This window comes from Mycobacterium sp. G7A2 (assembly GCF_041902445.1).
In the GTDB taxonomy this organism is placed as follows: domain Bacteria; phylum Actinomycetota; class Actinomycetes; order Mycobacteriales; family Mycobacteriaceae; genus Mycobacterium.
Genome location: NZ_CP169251.1, coordinates 4,536,588 through 4,549,447, shown reverse-complemented (window position 1 = coordinate 4,549,447; position 12,860 = coordinate 4,536,588). Strand labels below are relative to the sequence as shown.

At 69.0% G+C, this 12,860-nt stretch carries 11 protein-coding genes; all 11 read left to right on the top strand.

The window, feature by feature from the left end:
- Window positions 1-13: 13 nt before the first annotated feature.
- The 11 genes from ACEWX3_RS21525 (at window position 14) to ACEWX3_RS21475 (ending at window position 12,830) form a co-directional block, all read left to right on the top strand.
- Window positions 14-895: a class II fructose-bisphosphate aldolase gene (locus ACEWX3_RS21525; RefSeq protein WP_374157647.1), complete on the top strand. Its 882-nt coding sequence runs from the start codon at window positions 14-16 to the stop codon at window positions 893-895.
- Window positions 892-2,214 carry a D-tagatose-bisphosphate aldolase, class II, non-catalytic subunit gene (locus ACEWX3_RS21520; protein WP_374157646.1) on the top strand — a complete coding sequence of 441 codons (1,323 nt, stop codon included), beginning with the start codon at window positions 892-894 and terminating at the stop codon, window positions 2,212-2,214. Before ACEWX3_RS21525 ends, ACEWX3_RS21520 begins: the two co-directional genes overlap by 4 nt.
- Complete coding sequence (locus ACEWX3_RS21515; RefSeq protein ID WP_221349018.1) at window positions 2,211-3,341, top strand: SIS domain-containing protein; 1,131 nt, start codon at window positions 2,211-2,213, stop codon at window positions 3,339-3,341. The genes ACEWX3_RS21520 and ACEWX3_RS21515 overlap by 4 nt, the downstream gene beginning before the upstream one ends.
- A complete protein-coding gene (locus ACEWX3_RS21510; RefSeq protein ID WP_374157645.1) occupies window positions 3,338-4,360 on the top strand; it encodes an N-acetylglucosamine kinase in 1,023 nt (340 codons plus the stop codon). The genes ACEWX3_RS21515 and ACEWX3_RS21510 overlap by 4 nt, the downstream gene beginning before the upstream one ends.
- Window positions 4,357-5,328: a DMT family transporter gene (locus tag ACEWX3_RS21505; protein ID WP_374157644.1), complete on the top strand. Its 972-nt coding sequence runs from the start codon at window positions 4,357-4,359 to the stop codon at window positions 5,326-5,328. The genes ACEWX3_RS21510 and ACEWX3_RS21505 overlap by 4 nt, the downstream gene beginning before the upstream one ends.
- A complete protein-coding gene (locus tag ACEWX3_RS21500; RefSeq protein WP_374157643.1) occupies window positions 5,325-6,629 on the top strand; it encodes an alpha-glucosidase/alpha-galactosidase in 1,305 nt (434 codons plus the stop codon). Before ACEWX3_RS21505 ends, ACEWX3_RS21500 begins: the two co-directional genes overlap by 4 nt.
- Window positions 6,630-6,641: 12 nt before the next feature.
- Window positions 6,642-7,919, top strand: a complete 1,278-nt coding sequence (locus ACEWX3_RS21495) for an ABC transporter substrate-binding protein (RefSeq protein WP_374157642.1) — start codon at window positions 6,642-6,644, stop codon at window positions 7,917-7,919.
- A gap of 106 nt (window positions 7,920-8,025) precedes the next feature.
- Window positions 8,026-8,967: a carbohydrate ABC transporter permease gene (locus ACEWX3_RS21490; RefSeq protein ID WP_374157641.1), complete on the top strand. Its 942-nt coding sequence runs from the start codon at window positions 8,026-8,028 to the stop codon at window positions 8,965-8,967.
- The gene (locus ACEWX3_RS21485) at window positions 8,964-9,809 is read left to right on the top strand and encodes a carbohydrate ABC transporter permease (RefSeq protein WP_374157640.1); all 846 of its coding nucleotides are present in this window, start codon (window positions 8,964-8,966) and stop codon (window positions 9,807-9,809) included. The genes ACEWX3_RS21490 and ACEWX3_RS21485 overlap by 4 nt, the downstream gene beginning before the upstream one ends.
- An 11-nt stretch (window positions 9,810-9,820) precedes the next feature.
- Complete coding sequence (locus ACEWX3_RS21480) at window positions 9,821-10,897, top strand: ABC transporter ATP-binding protein (protein ID WP_374157639.1); 1,077 nt, start codon at window positions 9,821-9,823, stop codon at window positions 10,895-10,897.
- 154 nt (window positions 10,898-11,051) lie between these two features.
- Complete coding sequence (locus ACEWX3_RS21475; RefSeq protein ID WP_374157638.1) at window positions 11,052-12,830, top strand: SLC13 family permease; 1,779 nt, start codon at window positions 11,052-11,054, stop codon at window positions 12,828-12,830.
- The last annotated feature ends 30 nt before the right edge of the window (window positions 12,831-12,860 follow it).

The window sequence follows — 12,860 nt, the reverse complement described above, 5'->3', positions numbered from 1 at the left end:
CCGAGGCCGTGTCATGGCGTTGACCGCCACCGCCGACCTGATCATGTCCGCGGCGGTGACCGGTGCCGCTGTGCCGGCCTTCAACGCGATCACCCTCGAGCATGCCGAGGGCATCGCCGCCGGCGTCGAGCGCAGCGGTGCCGCGGCCCTGATCCAGATCAGCGAGAACACGATTCGTTTCCACGGCGGGCGCATGGCGCCGCTGGTGTCGGCGTGCGCGCGGATCGCCGAAGGCTCCGATGCCGCGCTGGGGGTGCACCTGGACCACCTGCAGGACCCCGCACTGATCGACGAGGCGATCGCCACCGCCGGCGACCTCGGCGTCACCTCGCTGATGATCGACACGGCGCACCTGTCCTACCGCGACAACGTCGAAGCGACGCATGGCTTCACGCGCCGCGCACACGAGGTGGGTCTGTGGGTGGAGGCCGAACTCGGCCAGGTCGGCGGCAAGAACGGTCACGCGATCGGCGCCCACGAACCGGGCGCCCGCACCGATCCGGCCGAGGCCGCCGAGTTCGTCGCCGCCACCGGAGTGGACGGGCTGGCGGTCGCCGTCGGCAGCTCGCACGCCATGACCACCCGCGACGCCGAATTGGACCTGGCCCTGATCGGACGCCTCAGTGGCAGTGTCGCGGTTCCCCTTGTGCTGCACGGCTCTTCGGGGGTGTCGGACGACAACCTCGGCGCCGCGGTGCGCGCGGGGATGCGAAAGGTGAACATCGGTACCGCGCTCAACCTGGCCTACTCCGGTGCGGTGCGCGCCGTCCTCGACGGGCAGGCGTCGGTGACCGATCCCCGCACGTATCTGGCACCGGCCCGCGAGGCCATCGCCGACACCGTCGCCGAACTGTGCCGCGTCATCACCGCGCCGGCCACGTTGGAGGCGCGATGAGTTCGGCATCGACGCTGCGGCGGGTCGACTGGCTGGCCGACACGATCGGGCGGCACAAGGCGGGTGAACCTGTGGGGGTCTACTCGGTGTGCTCGGCGCACCCCACCGTGCTGGAGGCAGCGATTGTCCAGGCCGTCGCCGACGACGGCTTCGTGCTCATCGAAGCCACCTCCAATCAGGTCGACCAGTTCGGCGGCTACACCGGGCTCCGGCCCGCGGAGTTCCGGGAGCTGGTGCTCGGCATCGCCGACACCCACGGCTTCGCCCGCGACCGGGTGGTCCTCGGGGGCGATCACCTCGGGCCCAACCGTTGGCAGCGCGAGAACGCCGCGGTGGCGATGGATCACGCGGAGACGCTGATCGCCGCCTACGTCGAGGCCGGCTACACCAAGATCCATCTGGACTGCAGCATGCGCTGCGCCGACGACCCCGCCGTGCTCGCCGACGACGTTGTCGCACAGCGCAGTGCGCGGCTGCTGCGGGTGGCCGAGGACACCGCCCATCGGGTGGGCTCCGACGGTCCGGTGTATGTGATCGGCACGGAGGTGCCCGTCCCCGGTGGCGCCCACGAAACCCTGGAGCAGCTCACCCCGACGCCGGCCGAACGGGCCCGCGCCACGCTGGCCGCGCACCGCAGTGCGTTCGCCGACGCGGGCCTGGGTGAGGTGTGGCCGCGGGTGATGGCGCTGGTGGTACAGCCGGGCGTCGAGTTCGACCACCTCAACGTCTTCGACTACGTGCACGGCGCCACCGCGGAGCTGCGGCACGTGCTCGACACCGAGCCGCACCTGGTGTTCGAAGCGCATTCGACCGACTACCAGCGACCCGCACAGTTGCGCGAACTGGTCGACGACCACTGGGCCGTCCTCAAAGTGGGTCCCGGGCTGACCTTCGCGATGCGTGAGGCGCTGTTCGCGCTGGCGCGGATCGAAACCGAGCTCATCGCGCGACCGGCCCGGTCGAACCTGATCGAGGTCGTGGAACGACGGATGCTGGCCGAACCGAAATACTGGCAGTCCTACTACGAGGGCAGCCCGGCCGCGCAGCGCACCGCTCGCCGCTACAGCTACAGCGACCGGTTGCGCTACTACTGGGCCGACGAGGAGGTGGACGCGGCGCGACAGATGCTGCTGGCCAACCTCGACCGGGTCGGTATCCCGCTGCCGCTGATCAGTCAGTTCCTGCCGCTGCAATACGAACGCATCCGTGCCGGTGGCCTCGACGACTCCGCGCAGGCGCTCGTCATCGACCGGGTCCGTGACGCGCTCAGACCCTACGCGGACGCCTGCCGCGCCCCGAGCCCCGAAGGAGCCCGATGACCACCCACACCGCTGTGCCCGCCCAACAGGACGGCGGCGCAACGATTCTCGAGATCGCGCAGCAGCCCGACGCGTGGCGTGAGGTTGCGGGCCGATCCGACGAGCAGGCAGCGGCGTTTCTCGCCGATGTCCTGGCGCGGCGCGACCTGCGCGTCATCCTGACCGGGGCGGGCAGCTCCGCATTCGCGGGTGACATCGCCGCGCCGGCGCTGCGGCGCCACCTGAACCGCCGGGTGGAATCCGTCGCGACCACCGACATCGTCGCCGGCCCGCTGGACCACCTGGAGCCGGGTACCCCGACGCTGCTGGTGTCGTTCGCCCGCTCCGGCAACAGCCCCGAGAGCCTGGCCACCACGGCACTGGCGGACCAGTTCGTCGACCAGGTGTGGCATCTGGTGCTGACCTGCGATCGGGACGGCAAGCTGGGACGCGCGCATCTCGACCGCGACGACTCGCTGGTGGTCTACATGCCCGAGCGCACCAATGACTCCGGGTTCGCGATGACGTCGAGCCTGACGTCGATGCTGCTGAGCTGCCTGACACTGCTGGGTGGCGCCCGGGGCATCGACGCGTTGGCCCGCGGTGCCGAGCACGTGATCGGTCTGCAGGACGACATCCGCGTGCTGGCGCGGGCCGGCAAGCAACGCTTCGTGTATCTGGGCAGCGGCCCGCTGCAGGGCCTGGCGCAGGAGTCGGCGCTCAAGCTGCTCGAACTCACTGCGGGGGAGGTGGTGACGTACTTCGACTCACCGCTGGGTTTTCGGCACGGCCCGAAGTCGGTGCTGGACGCCGACACGTTGGCGGTGGTGTACGTCTCGACCGACCCGTACACCCGCCGTTACGACCTCGACATCGTCGCCGAGCTGCGCGCCCAGCTCGGCGCGGAGAACGTGCGGGTGATCAGCACCGAACCCCTGCCGGGTGAGTCGGGGCCGGCGATGGTGATCCCGGGCCTCGACGGTCTGTCCGACTCGCTGGTCGCGCTGCCGTATCTGGTGTTCGCCCAATATCTGGCGCTGTTCACGTCATTGGCGCACGCGAAGACCCCGGACAACCCGTTCCCGTCCGGTGAAGTCAGCCGGGTGGTGCGGGGCGTGACGATCTATCCGATGGACGGCCGGCGATGACGGCGCGGTATCTCGGCGTCGACGGCGGCGGCTCCAAGACGGCGTTCGCGTTGATCGACGACGCGGGCCGGGTCCTGGCCCGCGCGACCGCGCCCACGTCGTACTACTTCAGCGCCGCGGCCGGAGCCGATTCCGCCACCCGGTTCGACGGCGTGGAACGCGTTCTGGCCCAGGGCATCAACGACATCTGCGCGCAGGCGGGCATCGTCACCGAGGACATCGATCGGGCCTTTTTCGGTCTGCCGGGATACGGAGAGGCCAGCGCCGACATCGCCGCGCTGGATGCGGTGCCGGCGAAGGTCCTGGGACATGACCGCTACGGCTGCGACAACGACATGGTGTGCGGTTGGGCGGGGTCACTGGCGGGCGAGGACGGCATCAACGTCATCAGCGGCACCGGGTCGATGACCTACGGCGAGCGGCGCGGCACCGGGCACCGGGTGGGCGGCTGGGGTGAGCTGTTCGGCGACGAAGGGTCGGCGTACTGGGTGGCCGCGCACGGCCTGAACGCCTTCAGCCGGATGAGCGACGGCAGAGCGCCCCGCGGACCGCTCTACGACCTGCTCAAGCAGCGCCTCGGGATCACCAGCGACCTCGACGCGGTCAGCCTGGTCATCGACACCTGGGGCGGGGCCCGTGGGTCCATCGCGGCGCTGGCCACCACGGTGTGTGCGGCCGCGGCGGCCGGTGATGCCGCCGCCGACCGGATCCTCGTCGACGCCGCCGGCGAGCTCGCGGCACTCATCGACACCACCGCCACGCTCGTCGGCTTCACCGCCGCCGAGACGGTGCCGGTGTCGTATTCGGGCGGCATGTTCTCCGACCCCGGTTTCCTGCAGCGTTTCCGGGTGGCGCTGGACGCGTCGCCCACGGCGTTCGACCTGCGCCGGCCGCTGCTCGATCCCGCCGTCGGCGCGGCGCTGTACGCCGCCAAACAGAGCGGACATCCGCTGAGCGCGGAAGCGGTGCAGCAACTCGCCGCTGCCGCAACCGATTCCGAGAAGGTGACCTCACCATGACGGACGTGACGACGACATCTGCATCCAGCCGCAGCTGGATCTTCTATGCGACCCTGCTGATCCTGTTCTGGGGTGTGTGGGGCGCGTTCTCCGCGCTGCCGGCCACCTGGTACGGCTACCCCGACGAGATGATCTACTGCGTCTGGGCGCTCACCATGATCATCCCCGCCGCGTTCGCGCTGCGCGGCCAGCGTTTCGACCGGCGGCCCCAGGCCACCATCTACGGTCTGCTGATCGGGTTGACCGGCGCCGGCGGCCAGCTGCTGCTGTTCCAGGCGCTGACGATCGGCCCGGCCTACCTGATCTTTCCCATCGTGTCCATCTCCCCGGCGATCACGGTGCTGATGGCGATGCTGCTGTTGCGGGAACGCATCAGCGGGCTGGCCGTCGTCGGGCTGATCGCCGCACTGGCCGCGATCGTGCTGTTCAGCATCTCGAGCGGCGACGCCGAGGGGTCCTCGGGGCCGTGGCTGCTGCTGGCCATCGCGGTGTGCGTGGCCTGGGGAGTGCAGGCCTACTTCATGCGCAAGACCGCCACGCTGGGTGTCAACGAGGCCACCACGTTCGGCTGGATGGCGATCACCGCGATCGCGCTGATCCCGGTCGCGCTGCTGTCGCTGGGCGGCCTGCCGCTCGACTTCCCCTGGCAGGCACCGGCATTGACCGCGGCGACGCAGATCCTGAACGCCGTCGGCGCGCTGTTCCTGGTGATGGCGCTCTCGCGCGGCAAGGCGACGATCGTCGCGCCCACCACCAACGCGCTCGCCCCGGCGCTGACCATCGTGGTCTCGCTGATCGCCTACCAGGCACTGCCCACCCCCTACGGTGCGGTCGGCATCGTGCTGGCGCTGGTCGGTTCGACACTGATGGTGTACAGCGACGAGAAGCGTGGTGAGGCGCCCACCGCCGCGGTGCAGCCCACCGTGGCGCCGACGGCCACGTCGGCCGAGAAGAGGAGCCGGGCATGAAACCGTCCATCGTGATCATCGGTGCCGGCAGCGTCGAGTTCACCCGGGAGCTGCTCGGCGACATCCTGTCGTTCCCCGAGCTCGGCGGGGTGCGGGTGGTGCTGCACGACATCGACGCCGAGCGGCTCGAGACCGCCGAGGCCATCACCCACGCGACGGCCCGGGCGGCCGGTGCGCACCCGGAGGTGGTGTCCACCACCGATCGCCGCCGCGCCCTCGACGGCGCCGACTACGTCATCAACGTGATCCAGGTCGGCATGCACGAGGCGACGGTGCGGGACTTCGAGATCCCGGCCCGCTACGGGCTGAACCAGACGATCGGGGACACCATCGGCATCGGCGGGATCTTCCGGGGTCTGCGCACCTTCCCGGTGCTGGCGGGCATCGCCGCCGACATGGCGCAGGTGTGCCCGGACGCGTGGCTGCTGAACTACACCAACCCGATGGCGATGAATGTCACCTTCCTGCACCGCGTGGCGCCGAACCTGAAGGTGCTCGGGCTGTGTCACTCGGTGCACTGGACGATGGTGGGGCTCTGCGAGCTCATCGACGTGCCCTATGACGAGGTGTCCTACTGGTCGGCCGGGGTGAACCATCAGGCGTGGGTGCTGCGCTGGGAGCGGGGCGGGCAGAACCTGTACCCGCTGCTCGATCAGCGCATCGCCGACGACCCGGAGCTGCGGCGCCGGGTGCGGGTGGACATGTACCGCCGGCTGGGTTACTACCCGACCGAAACCAGCGAGCACAGCAGCGAATACGTGCCGTGGTACCTGCACAACCCCGACGAGGTGGCCCGGCTGCGCATCAACGTCGGCGAGTACGTCGCGATCAGCGAGGCGAACCTGGCCGAGTACCGCCGCGTGCGCGACGAGTTGGCCGGTGCCGACACGCTGCCCATCGACACCGGCTCCACCGAGTACGCGCCGCAGGTGATCCACTCGCTGGAAACCGGTACCCGAAGGGTCATTTCGGCCAACATCGCCAACGACGGTCTGATCACCAACCTGCCCGACGGGGTCGCGGTGGAGGTGCCGACGGTCCTCGACGCACTCGGTGCGCACCCGATGAAGGTGGGTGACCTGCCGGCGCAGTGCGCCGCGTTGAACCGCAACTTCCTCGGCCCGGTGGACCTGACGGTGCGCGCTGCCGTCGAGGGCGATCCCCGGTTGGTGCGCGCCGCGGCGCTGGTCGACCCCAACACCGCCGCCACCTTGAGCGTCGACCAGATCGGCGAGCTGTGTGACGAGCTGACCGCCGCGCACGGCGACCTGCTACCCGAATCGTTGCGTCCCACCTACTGAGGAGTGTCCACCGTGATCCGACGCCGCTTGTGTATCGCCCTGCTCGCTGTTGTCGCGCTCGTGCTCGCCGCGTGCGGGGGCGGCGGTTCGTCGTCCGGACCCACCGAGATCGCGGTGTGGCACGGCTACCAGGACACCGAGGGGGAGGTGTTCAAGAAGCTGATCGCGCAGTACAACCAGGATCACCCCGACGTGAAGGTCAACGAGCTGTACTCCAGCAACGACCTGGTGCTGCAGAAGGTGCTGACCGCGGTGCGCGGCGGCAGCGCACCCGATGTGGCGTACATGTTCGGGTCGTGGTCGCCCAACATCGCGCAGATCCCCCAGGTCGTCGACATGGCCGACTATGTGTCCGAACCGGACTGGCAGTGGGACGACTTCTATCCCGCCGAGCGGGAGGCCGCCACGGTGGGGGAGAAGATCGTCGGGGTGCCCGCGTTGGTGGACAACCTCGCGATCGTCTACAACAAGCAGCTGTTCGCCGATGCCGGGGTCGCTCCGCCGAGCCCGGACTGGACGTGGGCGGACTTCCGTGCCGCCGCGGCGAAACTCACCGATCCGGCGAAGGGGCAGTACGGCTGGCTGATTCCGGCCGACGGCAGCGAAGACACGGTGTGGCACTACCTTCCGATGCTGTGGGAGGCCGGCGGTGACATCCTGTCGCCGGACAACGAGACGGCGGTGTTCAACTCCGAGGCCGGGGTGCAGGCGCTGACCGTGCTGCAGCAGATGGCGGTGACCGACAAGTCGCTGTATCTGGACACCACCAACGAGAACGGCCCGAAGCTGATGAACAGCGGCAAGGTCGCGATGCTGGTGACGGGACCGTGGGATCTGAGCCAGCTGCCCGACATCGACTACGACGTGCAGGTGATGCCCACGTTCGCCGGGTCCTCGGGCGGACACCAGACCATCGCCGGGCCCGACAACTGGGTGGTGTTCGACAACGGTGACGAGAAGAAGCAGGCCGCGGTCGACTTCGTCACGTGGCTGTCGGCGCCCGAACAGGTCAAGACGTTCTCGCTGGGCACCGGCGACCTGCCGATCCGGCAGTCGGTGGGCAACGACCAGGCCGTGCTGGACACGCTCAACGAGAATGTGCCGGGCACGGCAACATTCGTGGAGAACCTGAACAACGTGAAAAAGGTCCGTCCCACCGTCGAGCAGTACCCCGACATCTCCGATGCGCTGGGGCAAGCGATCGTCGCGGTGATGCTCGGCAAGGAGCAACCCGCCGACGCGCTGAACAAGGCCGCGCAGGCGGCCGATGCGGCCCTGGCCGAGAAGTGACCGGGTCCGAGAAGTGACCCAGTCCGAGAAATGGCCGTTTCCGAGAAGTGACCGTTTCCGAGCAGAGACCGTGGCCGAGAAGTGACCGTGGGACGAGGATGAATCGATGCTGATCACCCCCGACGTCGAGAAGCCGGTGACCCCGGCGCCGCCGCACCCTCGGCGGCGGCGCCGGCTCGGCGGCGGGGAGAGCGTGACGGGGTGGACGCTGGTCAGTCCCGCGGTGATCCTGATCGGCATCTTCGGGCTGCTGCCGGTGCTGATGTCGCTGCAGTTGTCCTTCCAGCACTCCGATCTGCTCACCCCGGAGACGCCGTGGGTGGGGTTCGACAACTACCGCAAGATGGCCGATGACCCGGTCTTCGTCGAGGCGATCAAACACACCATCGTCTACACGGCGCTGTTCGTGCCGGGCACGATGCTGGTCGGGTTGCTCGTCGCCGCGGCGATGAACCGGTCGCTGCGGTTCATCTCGCTGTACCGCACCGCGGCCTACATCACGATGGCGGTGTCCACGATCTCGCAGGGCATCATCTTCCTGTGGCTGACCGACCGGGATTACGGCCTGGTCAACGCGGCGCTCAATGCGGTCGGCGCGCCGTCACAGCCGTTCCTGGCGTCGCCCAGCCAGGCCATGTACGTCATCGTGGCGATGACGATCTGGGGCTGGACCGGCTTCTCGGTGATCGTGTACCTGGCTGCCCTACAAGGGGTTCCGGCCGAACTGCACGAGGCCGCCGCGATCGACGGGGCCAGCCCGTTCACCCGGTTCCGCACCATCACGGTGCCGCTGCTGGCCCCGGCCAACCTGTTTCTGCTGGTATGGCTGACCATCAACGCGCTGCAGCTGTTCGACGAGGTGTACGCCACCACCCGCGGTGGCCCGCTACGGGCCACCACCGTCATCGTCTACTACCTGTGGGATCAGGCGTTCGTGCACTTCGACGCCGGCTACGCCGCGGCGATGGCCTACGCGCTGTTCGTCGTCATCCTGATCATCACCGGCGTGCAGTTCCGGCTCACCCGCCGCTTCGGTGGCACCTCATGACGCGCCTGCGGCTGCCGTTCAGCACCTGGCATCTGGTGTTGATCCCGCTGAGCTTTTTGCTGCTGGTTCCGCTGCTGTGGATGCTGATCACGTCGCTGCAGACCGAAGGCGAGGCCAACCGCTTCCCACCGGTGTTGTGGCCGGCCAGCCCCCGGTGGCAGAACTACACCGAGGCGTGGGCCGCGGCGCCGTTCGGGCACTTCTTCCTCAACAGCTTCACCGTCACCGCGGTGGTGCTGGTCAGCAACCTCGTGGTGTGCAGCGTCGCCGGATATGCGTTCGCGCGCATCCGCTTTCTGGGTCGCGGAGCGCTGTTCGTGACGCTGATGGCGACGCTGATGGTGCCGTTCCAGGTGACGATGATCCCGGTGTTCCTGATCGTGAAGTGGTTCGGCGACAACGTGTGGGAGGTTCTGGGTATCGACCACATCGGGGCGTTGATGCTGCCCAACCTGGCGACCGCGTTCGGCATCTTCTTCCTGCGCCAGTTCTTCCAGACGGTGCCGGTGGAGCTCGAGGAGGCCGCCCGCGTGGACGGCACCTCCCGGCTCGGTGTGCTCTTCAAGATCGTGCTGCCGCTGTCGCTGCCGGCGATGTCGACGCTGGCGGCGCTGACCGTGCTGACGTCGTGGAACGACTTCCTGTGGCCGCTGATCGTCATCACGTCCCAGGAGCAGATGACGATTCCGTTGGGGCTGAGCTACTTCCAGGGCGCCCACCATGTGCAGTGGCCGCTGCTGATGGCGGCCAACGTGATGAGCCTGCTGCCGATGCTGCTGGTGTTCATCGGAGCCCAGCGCTATTTCGTGCAGTCGGTGGCCAGTACCGGACTCAAGGGTTGAGAGGCGAGACGTTGGCAGAGATCGAGTTCCGGGATGTCACCCGCACCTACCCCGGTGGCGTCACCGCGCTGAAGGGGCTGAACCTGACCGTCGCCGACGGCGAGTTCCTGATCCTGGTCGGCCCGTCGGGCTGCGGGAAGAGCACCGCCCTGCGGCTGCTGGCCGGGCTGGACAAACCCACCTCGGGCGAGATCCGCATCGGCGGAACGGTGGTCAACGACCTGGGGCCCGGGCAGCGCGACATCGCGATGGTGTTCCAGAACTACGCGCTGTATCCGCACATGACCGTGTACCGCAACCTGGCCTACGGTCTCAAGCAGCGCAAGACGCCCCGCGCCGAGATCGACCGCCGGGTCCGGGAGACGGCCGAGCTACTGGAGATCGGTGGGTTGCTGGACCGCAAGCCCGGTCAGCTGTCGGGCGGGCAGCGGCAGCGGGTCGCGATGGGGCGGGCGCTGGTGCGCGAACCCCAGGCGTTCCTGCTCGACGAGCCGTTGTCGAATCTGGACGCCAAGCTGCGCAACCAGGTGCGCGGCGACCTCAAGCGGCTGCACCGCGAGGTGCCGGTGACCTCCCTGTACGTCACCCACGATCAGGTGGAGGCAATGACGCTGGGGGACCGGTTGTGCGTGATGGCCGGCGGTGAGGTGCAGCAGATCGGCACCACCGACGAGGTCTACAACCATCCGGCCAACACGTTCGTCGCGGCGTTCATGGGCAGCCCGCCGATGAACCTGCTGCCCGGCGAGGTGCGCTCCGGGGTGCTGCACGTCGGCGGCGCCGAGCTGTCGACGGTGCCGTGTCCGGACGGGCCGGTGACGGTGGGGGCGCGGCCCGAGCATCTCGAGGTGCGCGGCGCGGGCGGCGAGGGGGTGGTGCCGGCCCGGGTGGACTTCGTCGAACCGCTCGGCAGCCACGTGCTGATCACCGCCGCCGTCGACGCCACGCGGGTGATCGTGCAGGCGCCGGCGGGTACGGACTTCGCGCCCGGCACCGCGATCGGGTTGGCGTTGCCGCCGCAGCACACCTACTTCTTCGACGCCGAGACCGGCAGGGCCCAGCTGCATCGCGAGCGCCTCACGTTGTAGCGCTGAGCACGCAGCGCCTCACGCGGTAGCCGCCAAGCGCGGCATCGGAACCATGCCGCCATCGAGCCGCCGAAATTCGGGGCGCGGTACGGTGAGGCCCCGATCGGTGTTGTGTGGCGTCTTGCTCGTTGGCGGCCCGGCGAAGAGGGGAAGCGTGACCGTTGACGCGTGGGTGACGTTGGCCGTGGTCGTCGTCACCGTCGCTGTCTTGATCGTTGACCGGTTCGATCCGGCGCTCGTCATGGGCGGTGCGGTTCTGGCGCTCTACGTTTCGGGGGTCATCGACTCCGGGCAGCTGCTGGCCGGTGTGGCCAACGAGTCCCTGGCCATCGTGGCCGCGCTGTACGTGCTGGCGGGCGCGGCCGACATCACCGGCGCGTTCGACGGGGTCACGTCCAAACTCCTGGGCGGTGCCGACCGGAACCGGCCCCGGGCCGAGTTGCTGCGGGTATGCGGCCCTTCCGCGGGGGTGTCGGCGTTCATCGCGAACACCCCGCTGGTGGCGATGCTGGCGCCGCGGGTGGTTCGCTGGTGCCGCCGCACCGGACGCTCACCGTCGCTGTACCTGATGCCACTGAGCTACGCGGTCATCCTCGGCGGGTCGATGACGATGATCGGCACCTCGGTCAACCTGTTCGTCAACGACCTGATCGACTCCGCGGGCCTGGGCCGCCTCGGAATCTTCTCCATCATCGGTGTCGGACTGCCGTTGACCATCGGCTGTGTGCTGCTGATGGTGCTGTTGGGGCCGCGTCTGCTGAAGGACCGCACCGCTCCGGGAGAGGTCCGCGCGGGGAACGAGCGCGAGTTCACCGTCGAGATGACGATCCCGTTCGACAGCGCCATGGCGGGCGCGACGGTCGCCGAGGCCGGGCTGCGCAACCTCGACGGTGTGTTCCTCGTCGAGGTGGAACGCGCGCAGCGGGTCATCGCCGCGGTCGGGCCGGACGAACCGCTGGCGGTCGGGGACCGGCTGGTGTTCGTCGGCAACCTCGCCCGCGTGCTGGATCTGCAGAACATGACGGGCCTGGCGTCGGCGGAGGCGCGCCACTTCGACGACCTGGCCCGCAACCCCCAACGCCAGTTCGTCGAGGCGGTCATCGGGGCCGGGTCACCGCTCATCGGCTCGAGTCTGAAGGCCGCCGGCTTCCGCAGCCGCTACGGGTCCGCGGTGGTGGCGATCCACCGGGCCAGTCAGCAGCTGTCCGGCAAGCTCGGCGACGTCCGGCTACGCGCCGGGGACGTGCTGCTGGTGCTGGCCGGGCCCGACTTCGCCCAGCAGTTCCGCGAGCACCGCGATTTCGCGGTGGTGGCCCCGCTCAACCAGGACCGGCCAATCCGGCGTGAACGCACCCGGGTGGTCGAGTTCTGTGTCGCCGCGCTGATCGTGCTGGCCGGCACCGGGCTGCTGGATCTGCTGAAGGCGTCGCTGCTCATCGCGTTCGCCCTGATCGTCACGCGCGTGGTGACCCTCGACGATGCCCGGCGCTTCATCAACACCAACGTGCTGCTGCTGATGGCGACGAGCTTCGCGCTCGGGTTGGCCGTCGAAGAGAGTGGGCTGGCCGCCACGCTGGCCAACCTGGTGGTCGGTGCGGCGGCGCCGCTGGGCAGCGTCGGCCTGCTGGCGGCGGTGCTGGCGGCCACCATGCTGGTGACGGAGGTGATCTCCAATCTCGCCGCGGCTGCGCTGATGTTCCCGATCGCGGTCGCCGTCGCCGAGCAGGCGGGCGTGAACGCGATGCCGTTCGCCGTGGTCGTGATCTTCGGGGCGAGCCTGTCGTTCCTGACGCCGATCGGCTACCAGACCAACACGATGGTGTGGGCCATGGGCGGCTACCGCTACACCGACTTCGCCCGTCTGGGTATCCCGCTGACGCTGCTGGTCCTGGTTGCGACGCCGTTCCTGGTGCCGGTCTTCTTCCCGTTCTGAGCCGGCGCCCCTTATTCACCTGGGTAGGGT

Coding starts and splice junctions, on each gene's coding strand:
- ACEWX3_RS21525 (WP_374157647.1), top strand. CDS start 14: ATGGCGTTGACCGCCACCGCCGACCTGATCATGTCCGCGGCGGTGACC.
- ACEWX3_RS21520 (WP_374157646.1), top strand. CDS start 892: ATGAGTTCGGCATCGACGCTGCGGCGGGTCGACTGGCTGGCCGACACG.
- ACEWX3_RS21515 (WP_221349018.1), top strand. CDS start 2,211: ATGACCACCCACACCGCTGTGCCCGCCCAACAGGACGGCGGCGCAACG.
- ACEWX3_RS21510 (WP_374157645.1), top strand. CDS start 3,338: ATGACGGCGCGGTATCTCGGCGTCGACGGCGGCGGCTCCAAGACGGCG.
- ACEWX3_RS21505 (WP_374157644.1), top strand. CDS start 4,357: ATGACGGACGTGACGACGACATCTGCATCCAGCCGCAGCTGGATCTTC.
- ACEWX3_RS21500 (WP_374157643.1), top strand. CDS start 5,325: ATGAAACCGTCCATCGTGATCATCGGTGCCGGCAGCGTCGAGTTCACC.
- ACEWX3_RS21490 (WP_374157641.1), top strand. CDS start 8,026: ATGCTGATCACCCCCGACGTCGAGAAGCCGGTGACCCCGGCGCCGCCG.
- ACEWX3_RS21485 (WP_374157640.1), top strand. CDS start 8,964: ATGACGCGCCTGCGGCTGCCGTTCAGCACCTGGCATCTGGTGTTGATC.